Below are 24,931 nucleotides of genomic sequence, written 5' to 3' on the forward strand. Positions count from 1 at the left end.
CAGAGGTTAAGGAGGCGGGGAGAGTGCGAGACGTGCGCGCTCGCCCACGACGTCGGGGGCGGCGGGGAAAGCTGCGCTGCTGGCGGTGGCGTCCAGGACGGAGGCCCGACTACGGGTACAGCCTCAGCCCGCTGGACAGATCGCGCTGGACATGCGGCCGAGATCGACGTGTCGCCGACTCACCAAGGCAATTCCAGCTCGAGACATGAGGGAAGCGTGGCATGGGGGTCTCAGGGCAGTCCACCATCATCCAATATTTGGACGACTCTGTCCCGCATCGTGAGACGATGTGTCCTTGGTCACGTGTGCCGCCCCTCGCCGGGGGGAAAGACCGGCCTACTCGGCCCCGGCGTCGGCCCTGGTGTCGCCCCCGGCGTCGGCCTCTGTGTCGACCTTGGTGTCGAAGACCCGGAATCCGCGCCGCCGGTAGTTGTCCAGCGCATGCGGCCCGTCCTTGCTACAGGTGTGCACCCACACCCGCTTGGTCGGCGGCCGCCCGGCCCAGCGCTCGGACAGGTCCCAGGCCCGGCCGGTGCCCCAGGACAGCAGGTGCCCGCCGATGCGCCGGCCCCGGAAGGCGGGCAGCAGCCCGAAGTACGCGATCTCGACCACGCCCTCGTCCTGCCCTTCCAGCTCGATGTATCCGGCCGGGGTGCCGCGCTCGTACGCGACCCAGGTCTCCACCCCGGGCCGCTCCAGGAACTCCCGCCACCGGTCGGGCGTCCAGCCCAGCCGGTCCGTCCAGGCCACGTCCGCGCCCACCGACGTGTAGAGGAAGCGGTTGAACTCCGGGCTGGGGATCTCGGCCCGTACGATCCACACCCCCGCGGAGGCGGGCGGCTCCTGCGCCGGGGCGAGGTCCGCGGGCGAGGTCTGCTCCAGGGACCAGGTGGTGACCGTGATGCTCATGGAGCACAGCCAATCACGACCGCCGCCGGGTGCCCGGGGCGGGCGCGCGCTGCCCGGCGGGCGGCGCGTTGCAACGCCGCGCAACCTTTGCCTATGGCTGTACCCCGCACGGACAGTGGGCGCGGCGGAGGGCGGTACCGAGTCGGCGCGGCATCCCCTCCGCCGGCCCGGCCCAGGCCCCGGCCACGCACCGTCCGGCCTGGTCACCGGCTGGTCACGGAGGGAAACACCGGGCGCCGCCGGGCACCCCGGGGCGGATACCGTGAGAAGGTGCAGCCAGGGAAAGAACCGTCGAAGCCGTCCGGTCGGCTCTACAAGGCGCGCGCCTTGTACCGAAACGTGTCCAAGCGCAGGATGGTCTGGCTGCTGCTGAAGGACACCGTCAACTCCTGCATGGAGTACCGGGTCACCGGCCTGGCCGCCGAGGCCGCCTTCTTCACCCTCCTGTCTCTGCCGCCGCTGCTGCTCGGCCTGATCGGGCTGCTCGGCTACTTCGACGCGTGGACCAACACCGACACCGTGGCCACCATCCGGCAGAACATCCTCAACGCCTCGGGGACCGTGCTCTCCGACAAGGGGGTCCGGGAGATCGCCCGGCCGCTGCTGGACGACGTCATCAGGGGCGGCCGCCCCGACGTCATCTCGCTCGGCTTCGCCATCGCCCTGTGGTCCGGCTCCCGCGCGGTCAACGTCTTCGTCGACACCATCACCATCATGTACGGGCTCGAAGGCCGCCGCGGGATCGTCAGGACCCGGCTGCTGTCCTTTCTCCTCTATCTGGTCGCGCTGGTCATCGGGGCGGTGGCGCTGCCCCTGATGGTGATCGGCCCGGAGACCGTGGTGGACCTGGTGCCCTCGAGCGGGGACCTCGTACGGATCCTCTACTGGCCCGTGGTCATCCTGCTGTCCGTCGCCTTCCTCACCACCCTCTACCACGTCTCCGTGCCGGTGCGCTCGCCCTGGCGGGAGGACATCCCCGGCGCGCTCGTCGCCCTGGCGATATGGGTGCTCGGCAGCTTCCTGCTCCGTATCTACCTGCTCCACACCGTGGAGGGGCCGACGATCTACGGCTCGCTGGCCGCGCCCGTCGCCGTGCTGCTGTGGATCGGTGTGTCCGCCTTCGCGGTGCTCGTGGGCGCCGCCGTCAACGCCGCGATCGACCGCGTCTGGCCGTCGGTGGCCACCGCCGCCGGGCGCGCCGAGGCGGCCGCCCGGGTCCGGGAGGAGGCGACCCGGCGGCGGGCCTGGGAGCAGCGCACCGCGGACGACGGGGCGGCGGAGATCACCCCGCCCTCGGAGTTCCCCGAGCGCTGGGCGCAGTTCCTGCCGCACGCCGACGTACGCTCCCGGCTGCACGGCAAGCGCGCCGCCCGGCAGGAGCAGCAATCGCCGGAGCAGCGCGCGCCGGAGCAGCGCGCGCCCGAGCCGAGGGCGTCGGAGCCGAGGGCGTCGGAGAACGGCGCGTCGGAGAACGGCGCGTCGGCGAATGGTGCGTCGGCGAAGCCCGCAGCCGAGAACGGCGCGCCCAAGGACGCCCCGGGCGCCCAGGGCTCGCCGGCCGCCCCGGGCGCACCGCGCGCCCCGCGCGACGGCCGGACCGACGCCGCCGGGAAGCCGGTGCGCAGCGCCACCGGCGGATCAGAACCAGACGCGGGAGGCCAGTAGCCCCGTCCCGGCCTCGGCCGCCCCCCGCCACACCCGCAGCGGCCCGTCGAGGAGCGCCTCGGCTTCCTTCTCGCCCGGCCAGTCGTCGATCCGGGCCAGCGCCCGCTCGCGCTCCGCCCCGGACACCGCGAGCGCGGCCTCGGCCGCGGGGAGCCGACGGCGCACCTCGTCGGCGGTGAAGACGGCGTCACCGGCCCAGCCGGGCAGCTTCCCGGCGCGCTCGGGCCCCAGGCCGTGGAAGAGGGCGGCCACCGGGTTGTCCTTGCGCACGGACTCGACGAAGGGCTCGACCGCGTCGGTGTCGATCCGGTCCCACCACTCCATGATGTGGAGCTTCCCCGAGCCGTCCATCGCGTCGAAGGCCGAGTCGTCGACCAGGTTGTACAGGTGCAGCGCGTCCTCGGTGTTGTAGGCGCCGTCCTCGCGCCACACCGGCACCGCGCCACCGCCGCGCTCCGCGTCCCGCTCCCAGCGCGCCCAGGTCCCCACCGCCGCCGCCCGGGCCGCGGTGGCCTCGATGGCGGGCACCGCCAGCGGGGCCAGCTCCGCGACGTCCGCCTCACCCAGCGCCCCCACGAGCCAGCAGCCGGACATCCCCATGGCGAACCCCACCTCCACACCGAAGATCGTGATTCCGTTCGAACGGAGGTTCAGGGTGGCATGCCCCACCGACGGCACGGTTGGGCCCATCAGGTGACAGGCGCGGGTCAGGTGGCGCACGTACCGCCGGGGTGCTCGACCTGCCCCCGCTCAGATGACACCGTCTCGTGACATGGATCACAGCGCTCGAACGCGGAACCTGCGCCCGAGGCTGGTGCTCGCCAGCGCCACCATGCTCTTCGTCGAGCTGGCGCTGATCAGGTGGACCGGGGCCAACGTCGTCCACCTGAGCTACTTCTCGAACTTCATCCTGCTGGGCTCGTTCCTCGGGATCGGCCTGGGGTTCCTGATCCCGGCCGGGCGCGGGCAGTGGCTCACCCGCTGGGCGCCCGTGCCGCTCGCCGTCCTCGTCGTCCTGGTGCGGGCGTTCCCCGTGCAAGTGCGGCAGACCAGCGGCGAGGTCATCTACTTCACGGCCGTGAAGACCACCGGGCTGCCCCAGTGGGTGACCCTCCCTGTCCTGTTCGGCCTTGCCGCGCTCACCATGACGGCGCTCGGCAAGATGACGGCGGACCTGTTCCGGCAGCTGCCGTCGCTGGACGCCTACCGCTACGACCTGCTGGGCTCGCTGGGCGGCTCGCTCTCCTTCGCGGCGCTGTCCTGGCTGCGCGCCCCGTCGGTGGCGTGGGGGGCGCTCGCCGCGGTGGCGCTGCTGGTGCTGGGCGGGCGGCGCAACACCGTCCGATACGCGGCGCCGCTGGCCTTGGTGGTGGCGGCGCTGACGCTGGAGTCGCTGGCGACCGGCATCTCCTGGTCCCCGTACTACAAGATCGAGGTCACCCGGCCGACCACCGGCAGCCGCGACTACAAGATCTCCGCCAACGGGGTGCCGCACCAGAGCATCGCGCCGCTGAAGGTGCTGCGGCGCTCCGACTCCCCGTACGAGCGGCCCTACCAGGAGACCCCGGCCAATCCGCACCGCCGCGTCCTGGTCATCGGCGCCGGCAACGGCAATGACGTGGCCGTGGCGCTCGCTCACGGCGCCCGGCGGGTGGACGCGGTCGAGATCGACCCCAGGCTCAAGCAGATCGGCGCCGATCTGCACCCGGACCGGCCGTACGACGACCCCCGGGTGCATGTCCACATCGACGACGGGCGGGCCTTCCTGGAGCGCACCGACGCCCGCTACGACCTGGTCGTCCTCGCGCTGCCGGACTCCCTGACCCTGGTGTCCGGCGCCAGCAACCTCCGCCTGGAGAGCTATCTGTTCACCCGGCAGGCGTTCGAGGCGGCCCACCGCCATCTGGCCCCCGGCGGCGCGTTCGCGATGTACAACTACTACCGGCAGAACTGGCTGATCGACCGCTACGGCTCCACGATCACCGACGTCTTCGGGCACGCGCCCTGCATCACCCACTACGGCGGCAAGAAGGCCGCGATCCTCGTTGCCGGCGCCACCCCGGGCGACCAGCGGTGCCGCACCGCCTGGCGGCCCTCGGGCCCGGTGCCCGCGGCCGCCACCGACGACCACCCCTTCCCGTACCTGCTGCACCGCACCATCCCCAACCTCTACCTCGGGGTGCTCGGCGCGATCCTGCTGGTGACCCTGGTGTCGGTGCGGCTGACCGGGGTCCGCGTCGGACGCACCGTCAAGTACGCCGACATGTTCCTGCTCGGTGCCGCGTTCATGCTGCTCGAGACCAAGAACGTGATCGGGTTCGCGCTCTACTTCGGCACCACCTGGCTGGTCAACGCGGTCGTCTTCGCCGGTGTCATGCTGGCCGTGCTGTGCGGCGTCGAGGTCCGCCGCCGGATGCGCCGCGTCAACCAGACCGCCCTCCAGCTCGCGCTGTTCGCCACGCTGGCCGTGTCCTGGCTGGTCCCGACCCATCTGGTGCTCGGGCTGCCCTTCGCCGCGCGCCTGGTCGCGGCGATCGCGCTGGCCTTCGCCCCGATCTTCTGCGCCAACATCATCTTCTCCGACCGGCTGGCGGCGGCCTCCGACCCCACGTCCGCCTTCGGGGCCAACCTCCTGGGCGCCCTCGTCGGCGGCACGCTCGAATACCTCGCCCTGATCACCGGCTATCAGGCGCTGCTGCTCCTGGTCGCCGTGCTGTACGCGGGCGCGTGTGTCGCGATGCGCTTCACCGGCCGCGGCCAGAGCCAGGCGCAGCCGGTGGAGCGGCTCACGGCGGAACCCACCGCCCACCCCTGACCACTGCCGCACACCCCGTCAGGCCCCCGGTCCCGCCGGGGGCCTGACGGATTTCCGTGTTCCAGGTATCGCTTTCGGAGGCGACATCGAGAGTCCCCAGGCGCCGGGAGACCGGCAGCGGCAGCAGCGGTAGTGGCAGCAGCGGCGGCGGCCTGCGGCGGTTCGGCGTCGTGCTGGCGGCCGCCCTGCTCCCGGTGGTGTCCACGGCCGTCCCCGGCCGCGCGGCGGCCACGCGCCCCTTGCCCCCGCCGACCTGACCGTCGGCGACCGCGCCCGGCCGCACACGCCTCGCAGATCGCCAACGCCTACGCCGTCGCCTTCGGCATCGCCCCCGACGCGGCCGTGGACACCATCGCCGACCATCTCGCCTCGCTGAAGCTCCAGATGGGCCCGATGACCGCCAACTGGCTGCTCACCGCCCTGCACCGGGCCGGCCGTGACGACCAGGTGCTGGCCCGGCTCACCGACCGCACCTCGCTCGGCTGGGCCAACATCCTCGCCCGGGGCGGAACCTTCACCTGGGAGTCCTGGGAGGCGCCGGACGACGGCCAGAGCCTCTCCCACGGCTGGGGCGCCACCGCACTGGTGGATCTCCAGCAGGACATGCTCGGCCCGAACATCACCGCCCCGGGCGCCGCCACCCTGCGGATCAGGCCACCGCGCGACACCGGTCTGACCCACGCCGAGGGCACGGTGTGGACCCAGGCGGGCACCGTCGGGGTCCGCTGGAGCACCACCGCGCACGGCACCGCGGTGAAGGTCGACATCCCCGTCAACGTCACCGCCGAGGTGCAGGTCCCGCTGGCCGGTGGCCGGAGGCCCGAGGCCCGTGGCGGCGGGCCTGACGGCGCGTCAACGCCGCGCTTCCGGGGCGTCCGTAACGGCTACGCCGTCTACACGGTGGGCTCCGGACACTCCACCTTCACCCCGGCCGCCTGACGCGATCCCGGCCGCGACGTGGCGATCTTCCCGATACCGTGTGGCACAGACGCGAGTTGGGGGTGGGTGGGCTGTGGAGCCGTTCACGATGGCGGCGGTGGCTTCGGCGGTCGGCACGGTGACCTCCGGTGCCCTGTCGGGAGCGGGCGGGGAGATGGGGCGGCGGAGCTCGGAGGCGCTGGCCGGGCTCGTACGGCGGATGCGGCGTCAGAACCCCGCCCCCGCCCCCGGCGCCGACAGCGATCCGCTGCTGCCCGCCACCGAGGAGGAGCGGCGCGAGCTCGCCCGGCAGCTGTGGGAGGGCGCGCGCACCTCGCCCGGCCTGGCCCGTGAGGTCACGGCCTGGCTGCGGGAGGCCGGGTGGCTGGGGTCCGGCGCCGTCCCGGCCGTGGCCCCCGGGGCGTCCCGTCCGCGGATGCTGCCTCCCGCGAACGCCGCCTTCACCGACCGCGAGTCGCTGCCGGAGCAGATCGCCCAGGTGCTGGACGGCGTGGACCGGCCCGCCGGCGTGCCCGCGGTCGTCGTGCTGGTCGGGCCCGGCGGCATCGGGAAGACCGCCGCGGCCGTGCACTGCGCGCATCTGCTCAAGGACCGCTTCCCCGACGGGCAGCTCTACATCGACCTGGAGGGGCAGTCCGCGACGACGGCGCTGACCCCCTCCGAGGCGCTGGTCCGGTTCCTGGACCGGCTCGGGGTGCCGTCCGGCCGGATGCCCGCCGACGAGCAGCGGCTGAGCGAGCTCTACCGCGACTGCGCGGCCGAGCGGCGCATGGTCGTCGTGCTCGACAACGCCCACTCGGAGCGCCAGGTCGCGCCGCTGCTGACCGCCGCCTCCGAATCCCTGGTCATCATCACCAGCCGCTACCGCCTGGACCGGCTCGCCGCCGACCCCGGCGCCCGGGTGATCAGGCTCGATCCGCTCTCCACCGCCGACTCCGTCCAGCTGCTGACCCGCATCGTGGGCCACGACGCGATGGCCGGGCGCGGACCCGGCGCGGCTGCGGTCGCGGAGCGGTGCGGCGGGATTCCGCTCGCGCTGTGCGAGACGGGCGCCCGCGTCGCCGTACGGGAACATCTCACCTGGCACACCGTCGGACGCCAGCTGGCCGAGCGGGCACACCGCCGGGAACGGGAGGCCCTGCCCATGGACGACCGCTCCTCCCGGGACGCGGTGGACCTCACCACCGATGTCACCTACGGGGAACTGAGCCCGCGGGCGGCCCTGCTGTACCGGATGCTGGGCGTGTGGCCGTGGCACAGCGTCACCGTGGGGGCCGCGCGCAGGGCCGTGGACGCGACGGACGACGACGAGGCGCGGGTCCTCCTCGACGAGCTGGCCGGCGTCCATCTGCTCGAGGAAGTGGGCGAGGAGCGCTACCGCTTCCACGACCTCGTACGCCAACACGCCGAGCGGCGCGGCGAGACGGAGGACCGACACGCCGACCGGGTGGCCGCCGTGCGCCGCGTCGTCGTCTGGCACCTCGGGTGCGCCGCCGCCGCCGACCTCCGCGTCATCCCCGGGCGCTGGCGGCTGGGCCCCGCCTACGCGAGGCTGGAGCCGCCGGCGGGCCGCGGCCCCGAGGACGGCCGCCTCGCCCTCGCCGAGCTGCGCGCCGAGCGCGAGAACCTCGCCGCGGCAGTGCGCGCCGCGGAACACCACGGCTTCGACGACCTGGCCTGGCAGCTGTGCGAGGCGATGTGGGGCCTGCATCTGCGGCTCGGCTACCACGAGCAGTGGGTCGACACCCATCTGAGGGGCGTGGCCGCCGCCCGCCGCAGCGCCGCCGAGTTCGGCGACCCGCGGGCCGAGGGCCGGATGCTCGTCCAACTCGCCTTCGCCCACATGGGCCTCGGCCGCCTGGCCGAGGCCGAGCAGGCCCTGCTGGAGGCCGCCGCGGCGGACGGGCGGGCCCGGCACCACCGCGGCCAGGCCACCGCCGCCGAGGCCCTCGGCCTGCTGCGCCTCAAGCAGTGGCGATACCCCGACGCGCGGCGGAGCCTCGAAGAGGCCCGGCAGGCGCTCGGGCGGATCCGCCCCGGGGACGACGGCGCGCCGGACGTGCCCCGCGCCCTGGCGCTGCTGGCCCACCACACCGGGCGCGCCCTGCGCGGCCAGGGGCGCCACGTTGAGGCCGTGCGCCGACTCCACCAGGCCCTGGCCGACTTCCGGGCCCTGCCCGAGCCGGACCTGTACAACGAGGGCCGCGTGTACATGAGCCTGGGCGAGACGCACCTGGACGCCGGGGGCGCGGACAACGCCGAGTCGGCCCGTGTCTGCCTCGACGCGGCCGTCGCCACGATGGGGCGCGAGGGCGCGGAGTTGCAACACGCCGACGCCGCGGAGATGCGTGCTCGCTGCGCGCGGCGGCTCGGCGACTTGGCCGGGGAGGCCGACGATCTGCGCATGGCGCTGGGGCTGTACGAGACGGCGGGCGACGCGCTCTCGATCGCCCGCGTACGCGCGCGCCTGGCGGACCTGGCGGACGCCTGACCTCCCGCCGCGCGCCCCGTCCCGTGTGCGGCTCCGCCGCGCCGGGGGCTTCGCCCCCCTGGGGTCCGCTACGCGGCGGAATTGTCCCCTACCCGCCCCTTCCCGAAACTGGGGCTCCGCCCCAGACCCCGGGGGCTGGGGCGGAGCTCCGCCGCACGGGGGCTGCGCCACGCGGGGGCTGCGCCACGCGGGGGCTGCGCCACGCGGGGGCTGCGCCACGCGGGGGCTGCGCCACGCGGGGGCTGCGCCACGCGGGGGCTGCGCCACGCGGGGGCTGCGCCCCCAGACCTCGGGGTCTGGGGGCGCAGCCCCCAGTTTCGGGAAGGGGCGGGTAGGGGAACAGGCCCGCCGCGGCGAGGAGGGGAAGAGGCCCGCCGCAGGCGCCAAGGCCAGGGCGTCGCCTACCGCAGGCGTCAACACCCGCCGCGCGCCGCCTACCGCAGGCGCTCCACCGCCACCCGGTGGTGCGCCGCGCCCGTGACCACGGTCAGTTCGGGTGCCGCCTCGGCGAGGGGCTTGCGGCCCAGCCAGGCCAGCAGCGCGGAGGCGTACGCGGCCGGGTCGCACAGGTCCGCCCGGCCGTCCTCGCCGGGCGCGGCCGTCAGCCGCACCAGGTCGCCCCGACGGGTGCGCACGGTGCAGCGGTCCGGGCCGCTCACATACACCGCGAGCGCGCAGTGCGGATGGCGCGCGAGCACCTCCGCCGTCCAGGCAGCGGACGGGCCGACCCGTGGGTCGTCCTCCGCCGCGTACCGCACGATCACATCCGCCACGCTCAGCCGCCCGGCGTCCCGCGTGTCCTCGTGCACGGCCGTGTGCGCGCCGTCCGCGTCGGGGTCCTCGGGCTCGTGGGCGGCGTCGGCGTGGCGGGTGACCGCGACCTTCGGCGGGTCGGCGCCGATCAGCCGGGTCAGGACCCGTACGGGCGCGGTGCGCTTCGCCGGCTCGTACGGCGGCAGGGGCAGCCGGTCGAGGAGGGCGGGGCGGCCGGCGGGCTCGGGGATGCCGATGAGGCGGTAGAAGAGGCGCCGCAGCAGCGCGGCGGAGCGGCCGGGGGAGGAGGTGGTCTGGGCGGCCAACTCGGCGTAGCGGCCGGGGGCGTGGCCCTCGACGGCTTGGTCGATCTGTGTGCGCAGCCCGCCGTGCGGGCGGAGTCTGGGGGCGGCCCGGCCGAGCGCGGCGACGGGCGAGGCGGGGTCGAGGTCGCCGTCGGGGAAGGCGCCGAGGAGGACGGGCCTGCCGAGGGACGCGGCGTAGTACGTGACGCTGCCGTGGTCGCCCAGGACGCAGTCCGCCGCTATCAGGGCCTGTCGCCAGCCGTGCAGCGGATCGATCAGGCCGAGGCCGGCCCGCCGCGCCCGGTCCAGCCAGCCCCGGACCTGCCCGGGGCCGTGCCCGTACCAGATGTTGGGGTGCAGAACGGCCACCGCGCGGTACTCGTCCGCGGGCAGTTCGGCCGTCAGGCGGGGCAGCAGCCAGGGCAGCAGGTCGCCTTCGCCGCCGTCGCCGAAGAGGGAGCGGGGCGACCAGGTGGAGTTGACCACGATCAGCCGCTGGTGCGGGCCGACCCCGAGGGCGCGGCGGAACCGCTCGCGGTACGGCAGGGCGTCGAGGACGCGGTCGTAGGCCGGGTCCCCGGCCAGTACGGCTGTGGGGACCGCCTCCGGGCAGGCGGCGGCCAGCCGGTCGAGCTGCTCGGGGTGGGACAGCACGGTGGCCGAGGCGAGGGGGCGCCCGTCGTGCAGCAGCCACTCGGGCGAGAGCCCGAAGACCGGTGTTGTCCGGTGTTGTCCGGTGTTGTCCGGTGTTGCCAGCCTTTTATTGTACCCGATGCCATGGGAAAGCACCGCCAACCGGCCGCGCAGCGCGTGGAGTTCGCCGCCGTAGCTGGCGGATATGGCGAGGGCGACGGGGGTGTCTTTCGCCTGCTCCCAGGGGAGGACCGGCACCTCCGCCGAGGCCAGCAGCTCGGGCACGCCGGCCAGAAACGGCGAGGACCCCGTGTAGGTCGCCAGCAGCTGCACCCGATGGTCGTCGCGGAACAGCGGCAGCACATCCAGCAGCCGGGTCGCGGACGTCACGTTGTGCACCACGAGGAGCACAAACCGGACATCCGCCCGGGTCGTCCATCTTTCCGCGTCGGCGCCGACCGGAACCCTCAGTCGCGGCGTGTCCGTGCCCGTCATCCTGGCGATATTACCGTCGGTGACGACGGCTACCCGCCGCCCCGCATCGATCTTTGTCCTGCGAGTGGGGAAAGTTAGCAGCAATCCGTGCGCAGATTCTTCCCAGGTGCGGAAGCCGCTGCTACGTTCCTCACGAAAGCCCGACACTGGTGGCCGAATCTGGGCGGGGAGGGGATCGTGAGACGCATGACGGCGCGACCGGCCAACGCTCATCAGGCCCGCCTGCTCAAGCTGTTGCGTGACGGCGGCCCCAACTCCCGTGCCCAGCTGGGCGACCAGGTCGAACTGTCCCGGTCCAAGCTGGCCGTGGAGGTGGACCGGCTGCTGGAGACGGACCTGGTGGTGGCCGACGGACTCGCCGCCTCGCGCGGTGGCCGCCGCTCCCACAACATCCGGCTCAACCCGGGCCTCAGGTTCCTCGGCGTCGACATCGGCGCGACATCGGTCGACGTCGCCGTCACCAACGCGGAGCTGGAGGTCCTCGGCCACCTCAACCAGCCGATGGACGTCCGTGAGGGCCCCGTCGCGGTCTTCGAGCAAGCCTTGGACATGGCCGGAAAGTTGAAGGCCGCCGGGCTCGCCGAGGGCTTCGACGGCGCCGGTATCGGCGTCCCCGGACCGGTGCGCTTCCCCGAGGGCGTCCCGGTGGCGCCGCCGATCATGCCGGGCTGGGACGGCTTCCCCGTGCGGGAGGTGCTCAGCCAGGAACTCGGCTGTCCGATCATGGTCGACAACGACGTGAACCTCATGGCTATGGGGGAACAGCACGCCGGAGTCGCCCGCAGCGTCGCCGACTTCCTGTGCGTCAAGATCGGCACCGGCATCGGCTGCGGCATCGTGGTCGGCGGCCGGGTCTACCGGGGCACCACCGGCAGCGCGGGCGACATCGGCCACATCCAGGCCGTGCCCGGCGGCAGGCCCTGCGCCTGCGGCAACCGGGGCTGCCTGGAGGCCCACTTCAGCGGTGCGGCGCTGGCCCGCGACGCGGTGCAGGCGGCCCAACAGGGCCTGTCCACCGAGCTCGCGGCCCGGCTGGAGGCCGGCGGCACCCTCACCGCCGTCGATGTCGCCGCCGCGGCCGCCGCGGGCGACGCCACCGCGCTGGAGCTGATCCGCGACGGCGGCACCCACGTCGGCCAGGTCCTGGCCGGTCTCGTCTCCTTCTTCAACCCTGCCCTGTTAGTGATCGGCGGCGGAGTGACCGGCCTGGGCCACACCCTGCTCGCCGCGATCCGTACCCAGGTCTACCGCCAGTCGCTGCCCCTCGCGACCGGCAATCTGCCCATCGTCCTGGGAGAGTTGGGCCCCACCGCCGGAGTGACCGGCGCGGCCCGGCTGATCAGCGACCACCTCTTCTCACCCGCCTGAGCGACCGCCTCCTTTCACCCGCGCTCCTCTCACCCGCGCTCCTCTCACCCGCGCTCCTCTCACCGCGCTCGTCCCACCCGCGCAAGCGATCCGAATCGTGTAGACCCCGTCTCCCCGGCCGCTCGGCCCGTGCGGCGCCCGGCTCTGCCGCGCGCCCGAACACCCCGCACCTTCCCCGCAAACCCCCCGCCCTGTACGAAGTACGCCTGCCCGGCGCCGCGCCGGCCGCAGGCGCAGCATGCCCTGCCACCGGCCCGCGCGTCCGCCGAGGGGAACCCACATGGCCTCAGAACCACCGCTGCTCAGCATGTCCGGGATCACCAAGTCGTTTCCCGGAGTCCGTGCCCTGGACGGCGTCGACCTCGACGTCCAGGCCGGTGAGGTGCACTGCCTGCTCGGCCAGAACGGCGCCGGGAAGTCCACCCTCATCAAGGTCCTGGCCGGCGCCCACCAGCCGGACGGCGGCACCATCCGCTGGCGCGGCGAGCCCGTCACCCTGCGCTCGCCGATCGCCGCCATGCGCCTGGGCATCGCCACCATCTACCAGGAACTCGACCTGGTGGAGCACCTGTCGGTGGCGGAGAACGTCCACCTCGGCCACGAGCCGACGGCCGCCGGATTCGTCGTACGGGGCAACGCGGCGCGTGCGTCGACGGCCAAACTGCTCAAGCGGCTGGGGCACCCGGAGATCGATCCGGCCCGGCCGGTGGCCGAACTGTCGGCGGCCCAGCGGCAGATCGTCTCCATGGCGCGGGCCCTCTCGCACGACGTACGGCTCATCGTCATGGACGAGCCGTCCGCCGCCCTCGACCCGGACGAGGTGAACAACCTCTTCCGCATCGTCGGCGACCTCACCGCCGACGGCGTGGCCGTCGTCTACATCTCGCACCGCCTGGAGGAGATCCGGCACATCGGCGATCAGGTGACCGTGCTCAAGGACGGGCGGGCGGTCGCGGGGGGACTGCCCGCCAAGACGACCCCGACCCGGGACGTCGTCGCCCTGATGACCGGCCGCAACGTCGAGTACGTTTTCCCCGAGCGGCCCGCGCGGCCACCCGCGGGCGACCCCGTGCTCAAGGTCCGCGGGCTGGCCCGCGACGGCGAGTTCGCGCCGCTCGACCTCGACATACGGCCGGGTGAGATCGTCGGCCTCGCCGGGCTGGTCGGCTCCGGGCGCTCCGAAGTCCTGGAGACGGTCTACGGCGCCCGCAAGCCCACCGCGGGCGAGGTCCTCGTCGACGGCAGACCGCTGAAACCCGGCAGCGTCCGCGCGGCCGTGCGCGCCGGGCTCGGACTCGCCCCCGAGGAGCGCAAGGCGCAGGCCCTGCTGATGCTGGAGTCCGTCACCCGCAACGTGTCGGTCTCCACCCTCTCCCGCTTCTCCCGGGCGGGCTGGATCGACCGGGGCGCCGAGCGGCGCGCCGCCCGGGCCGCGGTCCGCGAACTGTCGCTGCGGCCCGACAACCCGGAGGTGCCCGTGCGCACCCTGTCCGGCGGCAACCAGCAGAAGGCCGTCCTGGCCCGCTGGCTGCTGCGCGGCTGCCGGGTCCTGCTGCTGGACGAGCCCACCCGCGGCGTCGATGTGGGCGCCCGCGCCGAACTGTACGCGGTCGTCCGCCGACTGGCCGACGAAGGCCTCGCGGTGCTCCTCGTCTCCAGCGAGGTGCCCGAGGTGCTCGGCCTGGCCGACCGGGTGCTGGTGCTCCGCGAGGGGCGGGTCGTGCACAGCGCGCCCGCCCGGGAGCTCGACGAACACCGTGTCCTCGACCTCGTCATGGAAGGAAGCCCGGCGTCATGACGCAGCACGTCTCCCCGCCCCGCGACGCCGCAGGCAAGACGCCGGCGGCCGACCGTCCCCCGGCCTGGCGCGGCCTGCGGGCCCGCGTCGACATCCGTACGCTGTCGCTGCTCGGCGTGCTCGCCGTGCTCGTCGTCGTCGGCGGTGTCACCAAGCCCGACGAATTCCTCGACACCCACAACCTCCAGCTGGTGCTCACCCAGGCGTCGATCATCGGCGTCGTCACCGTCGGCATGACCTTCGTCATCACCTCCGGGGGCATCGACCTGTCGGTCGGCGCGATCGTGGCGCTCTCCTCGGTGTGGGCGACCACGGTCGCCACCCAGGAGTACGGGTTCGCCGGGATCCTCTTCACCGCCGTGCTGGTCGGCCTCGGCTGCGGCCTGGTCAACGGGCTGCTCATCGCCTACGGCGGCCTGGTCCCCTTCATCGCCACCCTCGCCATGCTCGCCTCGGCGCGCGGCCTCGCCCTCCAGATCACGGACGGCAGCACCCAGATCGTCACCGTGGACGGGATCCTGAACCTCGGCGAGCGCGACTCCTACGTCCTGGGCATACCGCCACTGGTCATGGTGTTCGCGATCGTGACGATCCTCGGCTGGTTTGTGCTCAACCGGACCACCTTCGGCCGGCGCACGGTCGCGGTGGGCGGCAACGCGGAGGCGGCCCGGCTCGCCGGGATCGATGTCCGGCGCCAGCGGCTCTACCTCTATCTGCTGTCGGGCCTGTGCTGCGGCATCGCCGCGTTCCTGCTGATCGTGCTGTCCGGCTCGGGCCAGAACACCAACGGCAACCTGTACGAACTCGACGCCATCGCCGCCGCGATCATCGGCGGCACCCTGCTCACCGGCGGCCGGTCCACCATCACCGGCTCGGTCCTCGGCGTCCTGATCTTCACCACCATCACCAACATCTTCGCCCTGAACAACCTCCAGAGCGACGTCCAGCAGATCGCGAAGGGCGCGATCATCGTCGCCGCCGTGCTGGTCCAACGCCGCACCGCGAATACGGCCTGAGGAAAGGGTTCACCCGCCATGCCAGAGCACACCAGCCGCAGAGGACTCCTCTTCGGGACCGCCGCAGTGTCCGCCGGAGCGTTTCTCACCGCTTGCACCAGCAACGAGAACAACGACAAGAGCCCCGCCGCCGACTCCAAGCCGGCCGCCGACGACAAGCCCGGCAAGCACGTCACCATCGGCTTCGCCGGACCCCAGGCCGACCACGGCTGGCTCAACGCCATCAACGAGAACGCCAAGAGCCGGGCGAAGAAATACTCCGACGTCACCCTGGAGACCACCGAGGGCTCCAACGACACCGCGCAGCAGATCGGTCAGATCGAGACCCTCATCAACAAGAAGGTCGACGTCCTGGTCATCCTGCCCGCCGACGGCAAGGCCCTCACCCAGGTCGGCCTCAAGGCCATGAGGTCGGGCATCCCGGTCGTCAACCTCGACCGGATCTTCAACACGGCCCAGGCGTACCGCTGCTGGATCGGCGGAGACAACTACGGCATGGGCCTCAACGCCGGGCACTACATCGGCGAGAAGCTCAAGGGCAAGAAGAACGCGAAGGTCATCGAGTTGGCGGGCGTGGACAGCCTGGAGCTGACGAAGCAGCGCACCCAGGGTTTCGACGACGCGCTGAAGAACTACCCCAACATCGAGAAGGTGGCCCGCCAGGCGGCCGAGTTCACGGTCGAGTCCGGGCAGGCCAAGATGGCCCAGCTCCTCCAGGCCCAGTCGAAGTTCGACGCCCTGTGGAACCACGACGACGACCAGGGCGTGGGCGCGCTGCGCGCCATCGAGCAGGCCGGGCGGGACGAGTTCCTGATGGTCGGCGGGGCCGGGGCGCTCTCCGCGTTCCAGGCCATCAAGCAGGACAAGGGCGTGCTGAAGGCGACCGTCCTGTACCCCCCGACCATGGCGGCGTCCGCGATCGACCTCGCCCGCGCCCTCGGCCAGGCCAAGGGCGTCAGCGGCCTCGCCGAGTACGAGATCCCGGCGTCGATCACCCTCTACTCGGCCGTCGTCGACAAGGACAACGTGGACCAGTACATGCCCACCGGCTTCCGATGAGGCGCCCCGCCCGCACCCCCGCCGTGTCATGACGAACAGGAGGACGAGCGCATGGAACAGCCGCAGCAGTCAGCGGAGCAGGAGCCGGTGGCCGAGGCCGCACCGGGGGCCGGAAAACCCCCGCTGCGCGTGGGCATGGTCGGATACGCCTTCATGGGCGCCGCCCACTCCCAGGGCTGGCGCACCGCGGGACGCGTCTTCGACCTGCCCCGGCAGCCGGTCCTGGCCGTGATCTGCGGCCGCGACGCCACCGCCGTACGAGCGGCGGCGGACCGGCACGGCTGGGCGGCCACCGAGACCGACTGGCGCGCCCTGATCGCCCGGGACGACGTCGACCTCGTCGACATCTGCACCCCCGGCGACAGCCATGCCGAGATCGCGGTCGCCGCGCTGGCCGCCGGCAAGCACGTTCTGTGCGAGAAGCCCCTCGCCAACACCGTGCGGGAGGCCGAGGCCATGACCGCCGCGGCCGAGGAGGCGTACCGGCGCGGCCGGCTGCTGGGGATGACGGGCTTCAACTACCGCCGGCTCCCCGCCACCGCCTTCGCTCGCCGCATGGTCGCCGACGGGCGGATCGGCGCCCTGCGCCACGTCCGGGCGACCTACCTCCAGGACTGGCTGGTGGACCCGGAGGCCCCCCTGACGTGGCGGCTGCGCAAGGAGTCGGCGGGCTCCGGCTCGCTGGGTGACCTCGGCGCGCACATCGTCGACCTGGCCCAGTATCTGGCGGGGGAGAGGCTGGCCGGGGTGTCCGCCCTGACCGAGACCTTCGTACGGGAACGCCCGCTGCCCGGCGGCCCCGCAAGCGGCCTGAGCGCCGTGGCCGCGGCGGGCACCGGTGAGGTCACCGTGGACGATGCGGCCCTGTTCACCGGCCGGTTCGCCTCCGGCGCCCTCGCCTCCTTCGAGGCCACCCGCTACGCCACCGGCCGCAAGAACGCGCTGCGCATCGAGCTCAACGGCGACCGCGGCTCGCTCGCCTTCGACCTGGAGCGCCTCAACGAACTGTGGTTCCATGACGCCGGCCAGCCCGGCGCCGAGGCCGGCTTCCGCCGCATCCTGGTCACCGAACCCGACCACCCCTACCTGGACGCCTGGTGGCCGCCGGGGCACGGCCTCGGCTACGAGCACAGCTTCGTCCACCAGGCCCGCGACCTGGTCCACGCCATCGCCGAGGACCGCCGCCCCGAACCGTCGTTCGCCGACGGGCTCCAAGTGCAGCGCGTCCTCGCCGCGGTGGAGGAGAGCGCGGAGAAGAACTCCGTCTACACCCCCATCGCGGACCCACGCCCCTGAGCCGCCGTCGGCCCTCTCCGACGCGGCACTCTCCAGCCGGCGCCCAGCGCGCCAGTTCTCACAGCCCCGGGATGACGGCGCATCCCGGCGTACGCGCCCGACCGTACAACCAGCCCCATTCTGGAGGCATTTCGTGCACGGGAACGACCGCACCACCCGCACCCGAACCCCTAGATCCCCACTGCGCAAGGCGATCGCGCTGCTGAGCGGCGTGCTGCTCGCCGGCGCGGGCCTGACCCTCACCACCCCCCAGGCCGGCGCAGCCGTCACCGGCCAGGAGAAGGCCGCGGCGGCCGAGGACTTCCAGCAGGTCACCCTCGCCAAGGGGGAGGCGGAGGTCGGCGAGCCCATGTCGCTGGCCGTCCTCCCCGACCGCTCCGTCCTGCACACCTCCCGCGACGGCGAACTGCGCCTGACCGACGCCGCGGGCAACACCAAGCTCGCGGGCAAGCTCGACGTCTACTCCCATGACGAGGAGGGCCTGCAAGGCATCGGCGTCGACCCGGGCTTCGCCGACAACCGCTTCATCTACCTCTACTACGCGCCCCCGATGAACACCCCGGCCGGCGACGCCCCGGAGACGGGCACCGCCGCCGACTTCGCGCCCTTCGACGGCGTCAACCGGCTCTCCCGCTTTGTGCTGAAGACCGACGGCACCCTCGACACCGCCAGCGAGAAGAAGATCTTCGACGTCCCGGCCACCCGCGGGCTGTGCTGCCACGTCGGCGGCGACATCGACTTCGACGCGGCCGGCAACCTGTACCTGTCGACCGGCGACGACACCAACCCCTTCCAGTCGGACGGCTACACGCCGATCGACGAGCGCGCCAACCGCAACCCCGGCTTCGACGCCCAGCGCTCCGCGGGCAACACCAACGACCTGCGCGGCAAGATCCTGCGCGTCAAGGTCGAGGCCGACGGCTCGTACTCCATCCCCGAGGGCAACCTCTTCAAGCCCGGCACCGACAAGACGCGGCCCGAGATCTACGCGATGGGCTTCCGCAACCCGTTCCGGTTCAGCGTCGACAAGAAGACCGGCATCCTCTACGTCGGCGACTACGGCCCCGACGCCGGCGCCGCCAACCCGGGCCGCGGCCCGTCCGGACAGGTCGAGTTCGCCCGCGTCACCGGCCCCGGCAACTTCGGCTGGCCGTACTGCACCGGCGCCAACGACGCCTACGTCGACTTCGACTTCGCCACCCGCACCTCCGGCGCGGCCTTCGACTGCTCCGCCCCGAAGAACACCTCGCCGAACAACACCGGCCTCACCGACCTGCCCCCGGCGCAGGCCGCCTGGATACCGTACGACGGCGGATCCGTCCCGGAGTTCGGCGACGGCTCCGAGTCCCCGATGGGCGGCCCGGTCTACCACTACGACCCCACCCTCGACTCGCCCGTGAAGTTCCCCGAGGCCTACGACGGCGACTTCTTCGCCGGTGAGTTCGGCCGCCGCTGGATCAAGCGCATCAGCAGCGACGCCGACGGCAAGGTGCAGTCGATCAACGACATCCCCTGGAGCGGCACCCAGGTGATGGACATGGCCTTCGGCCCGGACGGCGCGCTGTACGTCCTCGACTACGGCACCGCCTGGTTCGGCGGCGACGAGCACTCGGCGCTGTACCGCATCGAGAACGCGACCGACGGCCACTCCCCGTCGCTCCAGGCCTCCGCCGACCGCACCTCCGGCCAGGCCCCGATGAAGGTCCAGTTCTCCTCGGCCGGTACCACCGACCAGGACGGCGACACCCTCACCTACAGCTGGGACTTCGGCGACGGCGGAACCTCCACGGCCGCGAACCCGGCCCACAAGTACGCCAAGAACGGCACCTACACCGCCACCGTCACCGCCAGGGACCCCTCCGGCCGCACCGGCAGCGCCAGTGTGCAGATCGTCGTCGGCAACACCGCACCCACGGTCGTCCTCGAGACGCCCAAGGACGGTCAGCTGTTCAGCTTCGGCGACGCCATCCCGTTCAAGGTGAAGGTCACCGACCCCGAGGACGGGCGGACCATCGACTGCGACAAGGTCAAGGTCACCCTGATCCTCGGCCATGACACCCACGGCCACCCGCTCACCTCCGCCAACGGCTGCTCCGGCACCATCCAGTCCAGCGCCGACGGCGGCCACGACGAGGACGCCAACATATTCGGTGTCCTGGACGCCGAGTACACCGACGGCGGAGGCGGCGGCCAGGCCGCGCTCACCTCGCACGACCAGAGCGTCCTCCAGCCCCGCCACCGCCAGGCCGAGCACTTCGGCACCAGCTCCGGCGTGACGGTCGTCGCCCATGACACCGCCCAGGGCGGCAAGGTCGTCGGTGACATCGACAACGGCGACTGGATCGCCTTCAAGCCCTACGTCCTGAGCGACGCCAAGAAGATCACGGCGCGCATCGCCTCCGCCGGCGCGGGCGGCACCCTCGAGGTCCGCGCGGGCTCGGCCACCGGCACCCTGCTCGGCAAGGCCACGGTGCCCGTGACCGGCGGCTGGGAGACCTACCAGGACGTCTCCGCCAACCTGTCCCGGGCGCCGCGCGGCACCACCACGCTCTACCTCGTCTTCAAGGGCGGCAGCGGTGCCCTCTATGAGCTCGACGGCTTCACCTTCACGACCGGCTGAGCCCGCCAAGGGCCACTGAACGGCGGCGGGCGGGAGACGCCGGACTCCCGCCCGCCGTCACCACCCTCATCCCTTCCGGCAGCTACCCCTCATCCCCTCCGGGATCTCGTTCCCCGGACAAGGAGGCAGCCCATGTCCGCGTCCCTCTCCCGTCCCCCTCGGGTCGGCGTCTGGCTGGTCGGGGCCCGCGGCTCCGTCGCGACCACCGTCGTCGCCGGATGCGCCGCCGTGACCGCGGGGCTGCGCCCGCCGACCGGCCTGGTCACCGAGGAGCCCGCCTTCGCCGACAGCGGCCTGCCCGCCCTGTCCTCCCTGGTCTTCGGCGGCCACGACACCACGGACTGCCCCCTGCCCAAACGCGCTGAACAACTGGCCGCCGGCGGCGTCCTCCCGCCCGGCCTGCCCTCCGCCGTCGCCGCCGAACTCGCCGCCGCCGACGCGGAGATCAGGCCCGGCGGCCCGCTCCCCGGCGACACCCGGGACGAGGACGAACTGATCGCCGCCTTCGCCGCCGACCTCCAGGACTTCGTCACCCGGCGCGGCCTGGAGCGCGCGGTGGTCGTGAACGTCGCCTCCACCGAACCGGCCCCGTCGTCCGGCACCGAGCACGGTCGACCGTCGACAGGGGCTGAGGCGCCCCGGAGGGGAACCGAGCCTCAAAAGAGGGGCCTCCCGCCCAGCTCGCTCTACGCGGCCGCCGCCCTGCGCGCCGGCTGCCCGTACGTCAACTTCACCCCGTCCACGGGCCTGCACCACCCGGCGCTCGCCCCGCTCGCCGAGTCGAGCGGACTGCCGTACGCGGGCCGCGACGGCAAGACCGGCCAGACGCTGCTGCGCTCCGTGCTCGGCCCCATGTTCGCCCAGCGGGCGCTGGACGTCCGGGCCTGGTCCGGCACCAACCTCCTCGGCGGCGGCGACGGCGCCTCCCTCGCCGACCCGGCCGCCGCCGCGGCGAAGAACGCCGGCAAGGAACGCGTCCTCGCGGACACCCTCGGCACCACCCCCGAGGGCGAGGTCCACATCGACGACGTGCCCGCGCTCGGCGACTGGAAGACCGCCTGGGACCACGTGGCCTTCGACGGCTTCCTCGGCACCCGCATGGTCCTCCAGACCATCTGGCAGGGCTGCGACTCGGCGCTCGCCGCGCCCCTGGTCCTCGACCTGGCCCGGCTCGTCGCCCGCGCCCACGAGACCGGTCTGCGCGGCCCCCTCGCCGAACTGGCCTTCTTCTTCAAGGACCCGGTCGGCCGGGCGCCGTCGGCGCTGGGCGAGCAGTACGCGGAACTGGTGCGGTTCGCCCGGGGGCTGGGGGAGGGCGAGTGAGCCGACTCCGCGCCTGGGCCGAACTGCTGCGCCTGCCAGCCCTGTTCACCGTCCCCGGCGACGGGCTGGCCGGCGCGGCCGCCGTCGCCGCCCGCCCCGACCGCCGTACCGCGCTCGCCGTCGGCTGCTCCCTGTGCCTGTACGAGGCCGGGATGGCCCTCAACGACTGGGCGGACCAGGAGGAGGACGCCGTCGAGCGCCCGCACCGCCCGCTCCCGTCCGGCCGGGTCCGCCCCGCCGCCGCCCTCGCCGCGGCCTGCGCCCTCACGGCCGCGGGCCTCGCCCTGGCCGCCCGCGCGGGACGGCCTGCGCTGGCGGTCGCGGTGCCCCTGGCGGCCACCGTCTGGTCGTACGACCTGGTCCTGAAGCGCACGCCCGCCGGGCCCGGCGCCATGGCCGTCGCCCGCGGCCTTGACCTGCTCCTCGGCGCCGCGGCCACCGGTGGCCGGGTCCGCCCGGCCCTGCCCTCGGCGGCCCTGCTCTCCACCCACACCCTCGCCGTCACCGCCGTCTCCCGCCAGGAGACCCGCGACGGCACCCCGCTCGCCCCGCTCGCCGCCCTGGCCGCCACGGCCACCCTGACCCGGCTGCTGCCGGGCGACCCGGGACGCGACCGGCCGTCGCCCTTCCGCCGGCACTTCCTGCCCACCGCGCTCGCCCTCAACTACGCCTCCGCCACGGCCCGCCCCTACCTGCACGCCGCCCTGAACCCCTCACCGCCGCTCACCCAGCGCGCCGTGGGCGCCGGAATCCGCGCCACCATCCCGCTCCAGGCGGCCCTCGCCGCCCGCGCCGGGGCCGGGGCCACCGCGCTGGGCACGGCCGCCCTCGCCGCGCTGGCGCGGCGCTTCTCGAAGCGGGTGAGCGTCACATGACCTCCCAGGGGACGGCCCTCCGGTTCGGCTACGGCACCAACGGCCTCGCCGACCTACGCCTCGACGACGCCCTCGCCCTCCTCGCCGACCTCGGCTACGACGGCGTCGGCCTGACCCTCGACCACATGCACCTCGACCCGCTGGCCCCCGACCTCGCCGCCCGCACGGGGCGGGTCGCCCGGCGCCTGGCCGCCCTCGGGCTCGACGTCACCGTGGAGACCGGCGCCCGCTACGTCCTGGACCCCCGCCGCAAGCACGGCCCCTCGCTCCTCGACCCGGATCCGGAGGCCCGCGCCCGCCGCGTGGACCTCCTGCTGCGCGCGGTCCGGGTGGCCGCCGACCTCGGCGCGCACGCCGTGCACTGCTTCAGCGGAATCGTTCCGCCCGGCGACGACACGGCCACGGCCTGGGAGCGGCTCGCCGCCGCCCTCACCCCGGTCCTGGAGGCCGCCGACACCGCCGGGATCCCGCTCGCCGTCGAGCCCGAACCCGGCCACCTCCTCGCCACCCTCGCCGACTTCCACCACCTCCGCGGCCTCCTCGGCGACCCGCCCGCGCTGGGCCTCACCCTGGACCTCGGCCACTGCCAGTGCCTGGAACCCCTGCCGCCCGCCGACTGCGTGCGCGCCGCCGCGCCCTGGCTGCGGCACGTCCAGATCGAGGACATGCGGCGCGGCGTCCACGACCACCTCCCGTTCGGGGAGGGCGAGATGGACTTCCCGCCCCTCCTCGCGGCGCTCGCCGCCACCGGCTACCAGGGCCTGACCGTCGTCGAGCTGCCCCGCCACTCCCACGCCGGCCCCCACTACGCCGAGACCTCCCTGCCGTTCCTGCGCCGCGCTGCCGCTGCCGCGGCGGCGACCGCCCCGGCCGCCTCGGGCGCCGGTGCCCCGGTCACGGCCGCGCCGACCGCCGCCGCCCAGGCCGCCGCCAACCCGGCCGTAGCAGCCCCGGCCGTCGCAGCCCCGGCCGTCGCAGCCCTGGTCACTGCCGCTCCGGGCGCCGCCAACCCGGTCCCCGCCGTCCCCGACACCACCGTGCGGGAAGGGAGCACCCCATGACCCACTCGCCCGCCACGGGAACCGGCCCGGACCCCACCCCCGACGCCCTCCGCGACCACCTCGACAGCCACCTCCACCCGGCCGCCCGCGCCTGGCTCCGGCAGGCCCTGGACGAGGCCGCCGCCCACCCCGGCGGGCCCAGGCCCGCGTGGGAGCTGCGCGTGGCCGAGGCCGGGCGCCGCTGCGGCAGCCGGCACGCCGACGCCGCCCGCGTCCTCATCCTGCACGCGGCCCAGGCCGACCCCGCCACCCTCGCCCGCCTCTACCACCAGGGCACGGCCGCCGAACGCCGCGCCGTGCTGAGCGCTCTGCCGCACCTCGTGCCAGGACCCGACGCGGTGCCGCTGGTCGAGGACGCCCTGCGCACCAACGACACCCGCCTCCTCGCCGCCGCCCTCGGCCCGTACGCGGCCCGCCACCTGGACCCCCACAGCTGGCGGCACGCCGTACTGAAGTGCCTGTTCACCGGTGTCCCCGTGGACGCGGTGGCAGGGCTCGCGGAGCGCGGACGCGGCGACGCCGAACTCGCCCGCATGCTCGCCGACTACGCGGCCGAACGCACCGCCGCCGACCGGCCCGTCCCCGCCGACCTGTACCGCGTCCTGGCCCTGGCCGCCGAAGAGCCCGAGGCGGACCACCCCCACGGCAAGGAGTCCTGATGCGCCTGTTCGACCCCCACATCCATATGACCTCCCGCACCACCGACGACTACGAGGCCATGAGCGCCGCCGGGATCCGCGCCGTCGTCGAGCCGTCGTTCTGGCTCGGGCAGCCGCGCACCTCGCCCGCCTCCTTCCTGGACTACTTCGACTCCCTGCTCGGCTGGGAGCCCTTCCGCGCCGCCCAGTACGGCATCGCCCACCACTGCACCCTCGCCCTCAACCCCAAAGAGGCGAACGACCCGCGCTGTGTCCCCGTCCTCGACGAGCTGCCCCGCTACCTCGTCAAGGACCAGGTCGTGGCCGTGGGCGAGATCGGCTACGACTCGATGACCCCCGCCGAGGACACCGCCCTCGCCGCGCAGCTCCAGCTCGCCGCCGACCACGGCCTGCCCGCGCTCGTGCACACCCCGCACCGCGACAAGCTCGCCGGCCTGCGCCGCACCCTCGACGCCGTCCGCGAGTCCGCGCTGCCCGTGGACCGGGTGCTGGTGGACCACCTCAACGAGACGACGGTCAAGGAGGCCAAGGACAGCGGCTGCTGGCTGGGGTTCTCCGTCTACCCCGACACCAAGATGGACGAGCGCCGGATGGTGGCGATCCTGCGCGCGTACGGGCCGGAAAAGGTCCTGGTGAACTCCGCCGCCGACTGGGGCAGAAGCGATCCGCTGAAGACCCGGCGGGTGGCCGATCTGATGCTGGCCGAGGGGTTCACCGAGGACGACGTGGACCGGGTGCTGTGGCGCAACCCCGTCGCCTTCTACGGGCTCAGCGGCCGCCTGGAACTCGAGGTCGCCCCGCCGGAGGCCACCCACGAGGGCAACTCCGTGCTGCGCGGAGGGGAGTGAGCG

20 protein-coding genes and 1 pseudogene are annotated in these 24,931 nt (G+C 73.7%); 17 read left to right on the forward strand and 4 right to left on the reverse strand.

Annotation, left to right across the window (positions count from 1 at the left end; translation table 11 throughout):
• Positions 1 to 123: 123 nt before the first annotated feature.
• Complete coding sequence (locus tag ACH4S9_RS23835) at positions 124 to 207, reverse strand: putative leader peptide (protein WP_309471194.1); 84 nt, start codon at positions 205 to 207, stop codon at positions 124 to 126.
• A gap of 129 nt (positions 208 to 336) precedes the next feature.
• Positions 337 to 909, reverse strand: coding sequence for a GNAT family N-acetyltransferase (locus ACH4S9_RS23840; RefSeq protein WP_385347506.1), 573 nt, complete (start codon positions 907 to 909; stop codon positions 337 to 339).
• 354 nt (positions 910 to 1,263) lie between these two features.
• On the opposite strand from ACH4S9_RS23840, the gene ACH4S9_RS23845 reads away from it, so the two are divergent.
• Positions 1,264 to 2,574, forward strand: a complete 1,311-nt coding sequence (locus ACH4S9_RS23845) for a YhjD/YihY/BrkB family envelope integrity protein (protein ID WP_398374006.1) — start codon at positions 1,264 to 1,266, stop codon at positions 2,572 to 2,574.
• Here the strand turns inward: ACH4S9_RS23845 and ACH4S9_RS23850 are convergent.
• A complete protein-coding gene (locus ACH4S9_RS23850; protein WP_398373781.1) occupies positions 2,548 to 3,243 on the reverse strand; it encodes a hypothetical protein in 696 nt (231 codons plus the stop codon). The two genes, ACH4S9_RS23845 and ACH4S9_RS23850, sit on opposite strands and share 27 nt — an antisense overlap.
• A 103-nt stretch (positions 3,244 to 3,346) precedes the next feature.
• On the opposite strand from ACH4S9_RS23850, the gene ACH4S9_RS23855 reads away from it, so the two are divergent.
• The 5 genes and pseudogenes from ACH4S9_RS23855 (at position 3,347) to ACH4S9_RS23875 (ending at position 8,819) form a co-directional block, all read left to right on the forward strand.
• Complete coding sequence (locus ACH4S9_RS23855; protein ID WP_311723539.1) at positions 3,347 to 5,389, forward strand: spermidine synthase; 2,043 nt, start codon at positions 3,347 to 3,349, stop codon at positions 5,387 to 5,389.
• A 56-nt stretch (positions 5,390 to 5,445) separates the two neighbouring features.
• Positions 5,446 to 5,646 carry a hypothetical protein gene (locus ACH4S9_RS23860; protein WP_398374026.1) on the forward strand — a complete coding sequence of 67 codons (201 nt, stop codon included), beginning with the start codon at positions 5,446 to 5,448 and terminating at the stop codon, positions 5,644 to 5,646.
• Between the two features lie 34 nt (positions 5,647 to 5,680).
• Positions 5,681 to 5,956, forward strand: a pseudogene (locus ACH4S9_RS23865) (hypothetical protein); the annotation flags it as partial.
• A gap of 36 nt (positions 5,957 to 5,992) precedes the next feature.
• Positions 5,993 to 6,328 carry an alpha-L-rhamnosidase C-terminal domain-containing protein gene (locus ACH4S9_RS23870; protein WP_398374007.1) on the forward strand — a complete coding sequence of 112 codons (336 nt, stop codon included), beginning with the start codon at positions 5,993 to 5,995 and terminating at the stop codon, positions 6,326 to 6,328.
• A gap of 88 nt (positions 6,329 to 6,416) precedes the next feature.
• Entirely contained in the window at positions 6,417 to 8,819 is a 2,403-nt protein-coding gene (locus ACH4S9_RS23875) for an ATP-binding protein (RefSeq protein WP_398373782.1), read from the forward strand.
• A gap of 434 nt (positions 8,820 to 9,253) precedes the next feature.
• Here the strand turns inward: ACH4S9_RS23875 and ACH4S9_RS23880 are convergent, their stop codons facing one another.
• Positions 9,254 to 11,005 carry a hypothetical protein gene (locus ACH4S9_RS23880; RefSeq protein WP_398373783.1) on the reverse strand — a complete coding sequence of 584 codons (1,752 nt, stop codon included), beginning with the start codon at positions 11,003 to 11,005 and terminating at the stop codon, positions 9,254 to 9,256.
• A 186-nt stretch (positions 11,006 to 11,191) separates the two neighbouring features.
• On the opposite strand from ACH4S9_RS23880, the gene ACH4S9_RS23885 reads away from it, so the two are divergent.
• The 11 genes from ACH4S9_RS23885 to ACH4S9_RS23935 all read left to right on the forward strand — a co-directional run bounded on the left by ACH4S9_RS23885 (position 11,192) and on the right by ACH4S9_RS23935 (position 24,928).
• Positions 11,192 to 12,373 carry an ROK family protein gene (locus ACH4S9_RS23885; RefSeq protein WP_398373784.1) on the forward strand — a complete coding sequence of 394 codons (1,182 nt, stop codon included), beginning with the start codon at positions 11,192 to 11,194 and terminating at the stop codon, positions 12,371 to 12,373.
• A 280-nt stretch (positions 12,374 to 12,653) separates the two neighbouring features.
• Positions 12,654 to 14,171: a sugar ABC transporter ATP-binding protein gene (locus tag ACH4S9_RS23890; RefSeq protein WP_398373785.1), complete on the forward strand. Its 1,518-nt coding sequence runs from the start codon at positions 12,654 to 12,656 to the stop codon at positions 14,169 to 14,171.
• Positions 14,168 to 15,187, forward strand: coding sequence for an ABC transporter permease (locus ACH4S9_RS23895; protein ID WP_311723535.1), 1,020 nt, complete (start codon positions 14,168 to 14,170; stop codon positions 15,185 to 15,187). Before ACH4S9_RS23890 ends, ACH4S9_RS23895 begins: the two co-directional genes overlap by 4 nt.
• 18 nt (positions 15,188 to 15,205) lie before the next feature.
• Positions 15,206 to 16,246, forward strand: a complete 1,041-nt coding sequence (locus ACH4S9_RS23900; protein ID WP_311723534.1) for a substrate-binding domain-containing protein — start codon at positions 15,206 to 15,208, stop codon at positions 16,244 to 16,246.
• A gap of 51 nt (positions 16,247 to 16,297) precedes the next feature.
• Entirely contained in the window at positions 16,298 to 17,542 is a 1,245-nt protein-coding gene (locus tag ACH4S9_RS23905) for a Gfo/Idh/MocA family protein (protein WP_385341270.1), read from the forward strand.
• A 133-nt stretch (positions 17,543 to 17,675) separates the two neighbouring features.
• Positions 17,676 to 20,162, forward strand: a complete 2,487-nt coding sequence (locus ACH4S9_RS23910) for a PQQ-dependent sugar dehydrogenase (protein WP_398373786.1) — start codon at positions 17,676 to 17,678, stop codon at positions 20,160 to 20,162.
• Between the two features lie 132 nt (positions 20,163 to 20,294).
• Positions 20,295 to 21,485: an inositol-3-phosphate synthase gene (locus ACH4S9_RS23915; RefSeq protein WP_398373787.1), complete on the forward strand. Its 1,191-nt coding sequence runs from the start codon at positions 20,295 to 20,297 to the stop codon at positions 21,483 to 21,485.
• Complete coding sequence (locus ACH4S9_RS23920; RefSeq protein WP_358844148.1) at positions 21,482 to 22,360, forward strand: SCO3242 family prenyltransferase; 879 nt, start codon at positions 21,482 to 21,484, stop codon at positions 22,358 to 22,360. Before ACH4S9_RS23915 ends, ACH4S9_RS23920 begins: the two co-directional genes overlap by 4 nt.
• Complete coding sequence (locus ACH4S9_RS23925) at positions 22,357 to 23,421, forward strand: sugar phosphate isomerase/epimerase family protein (RefSeq protein WP_398373788.1); 1,065 nt, start codon at positions 22,357 to 22,359, stop codon at positions 23,419 to 23,421. Before ACH4S9_RS23920 ends, ACH4S9_RS23925 begins: the two co-directional genes overlap by 4 nt.
• On the forward strand, positions 23,418 to 24,080 hold the full coding sequence (locus tag ACH4S9_RS23930; protein WP_311723528.1) for an EboA domain-containing protein: 663 nt from the start codon (positions 23,418 to 23,420) through the stop codon (positions 24,078 to 24,080). Before ACH4S9_RS23925 ends, ACH4S9_RS23930 begins: the two co-directional genes overlap by 4 nt.
• Positions 24,080 to 24,928: a TatD family hydrolase gene (locus ACH4S9_RS23935; protein WP_358844151.1), complete on the forward strand. Its 849-nt coding sequence runs from the start codon at positions 24,080 to 24,082 to the stop codon at positions 24,926 to 24,928. The genes ACH4S9_RS23930 and ACH4S9_RS23935 overlap by 1 nt, the downstream gene beginning before the upstream one ends.
• Positions 24,929 to 24,931 lie beyond the last annotated feature (3 nt).

The sequence above is a fragment of the Streptomyces sp. NPDC021225 genome, assembly GCF_044332865.1.
Taxonomy (GTDB): Bacteria; Actinomycetota; Actinomycetes; order Streptomycetales; family Streptomycetaceae; genus Streptomyces.

Excerpts from the sequence above, each read along its gene's own strand:
- ACH4S9_RS23880 (WP_398373783.1), bottom strand. The coding sequence starts at position 11,005 with ATGACGGGCACGGACACGCCGCGACTGAGGGTTCCGGTCGGCGCCGAC.
- ACH4S9_RS23930 (WP_311723528.1), top strand. The coding sequence starts at position 23,418 with ATGACCCACTCGCCCGCCACGGGAACCGGCCCGGACCCCACCCCCGAC.
- ACH4S9_RS23925 (WP_398373788.1), top strand. The coding sequence starts at position 22,357 with ATGACCTCCCAGGGGACGGCCCTCCGGTTCGGCTACGGCACCAACGGC.
- ACH4S9_RS23870 (WP_398374007.1), top strand. The coding sequence starts at position 5,993 with ATGCTCGGCCCGAACATCACCGCCCCGGGCGCCGCCACCCTGCGGATC.
- ACH4S9_RS23855 (WP_311723539.1), top strand. The coding sequence starts at position 3,347 with ATGGATCACAGCGCTCGAACGCGGAACCTGCGCCCGAGGCTGGTGCTC.
- ACH4S9_RS23885 (WP_398373784.1), top strand. The coding sequence starts at position 11,192 with ATGACGGCGCGACCGGCCAACGCTCATCAGGCCCGCCTGCTCAAGCTG.
- ACH4S9_RS23935 (WP_358844151.1), top strand. The coding sequence starts at position 24,080 with ATGCGCCTGTTCGACCCCCACATCCATATGACCTCCCGCACCACCGAC.
- ACH4S9_RS23905 (WP_385341270.1), top strand. The coding sequence starts at position 16,298 with ATGGAACAGCCGCAGCAGTCAGCGGAGCAGGAGCCGGTGGCCGAGGCC.
- ACH4S9_RS23890 (WP_398373785.1), top strand. The coding sequence starts at position 12,654 with ATGGCCTCAGAACCACCGCTGCTCAGCATGTCCGGGATCACCAAGTCG.
- ACH4S9_RS23915 (WP_398373787.1), top strand. The coding sequence starts at position 20,295 with ATGTCCGCGTCCCTCTCCCGTCCCCCTCGGGTCGGCGTCTGGCTGGTC.
- ACH4S9_RS23895 (WP_311723535.1), top strand. The coding sequence starts at position 14,168 with ATGACGCAGCACGTCTCCCCGCCCCGCGACGCCGCAGGCAAGACGCCG.
- ACH4S9_RS23835 (WP_309471194.1), bottom strand. The coding sequence starts at position 207 with ATGTCTCGAGCTGGAATTGCCTTGGTGAGTCGGCGACACGTCGATCTC.
- ACH4S9_RS23900 (WP_311723534.1), top strand. The coding sequence starts at position 15,206 with ATGCCAGAGCACACCAGCCGCAGAGGACTCCTCTTCGGGACCGCCGCA.
- ACH4S9_RS23875 (WP_398373782.1), top strand. The coding sequence starts at position 6,417 with ATGGCGGCGGTGGCTTCGGCGGTCGGCACGGTGACCTCCGGTGCCCTG.
- ACH4S9_RS23845 (WP_398374006.1), top strand. The coding sequence starts at position 1,264 with ATGGTCTGGCTGCTGCTGAAGGACACCGTCAACTCCTGCATGGAGTAC.
- ACH4S9_RS23840 (WP_385347506.1), bottom strand. The coding sequence starts at position 909 with ATGAGCATCACGGTCACCACCTGGTCCCTGGAGCAGACCTCGCCCGCG.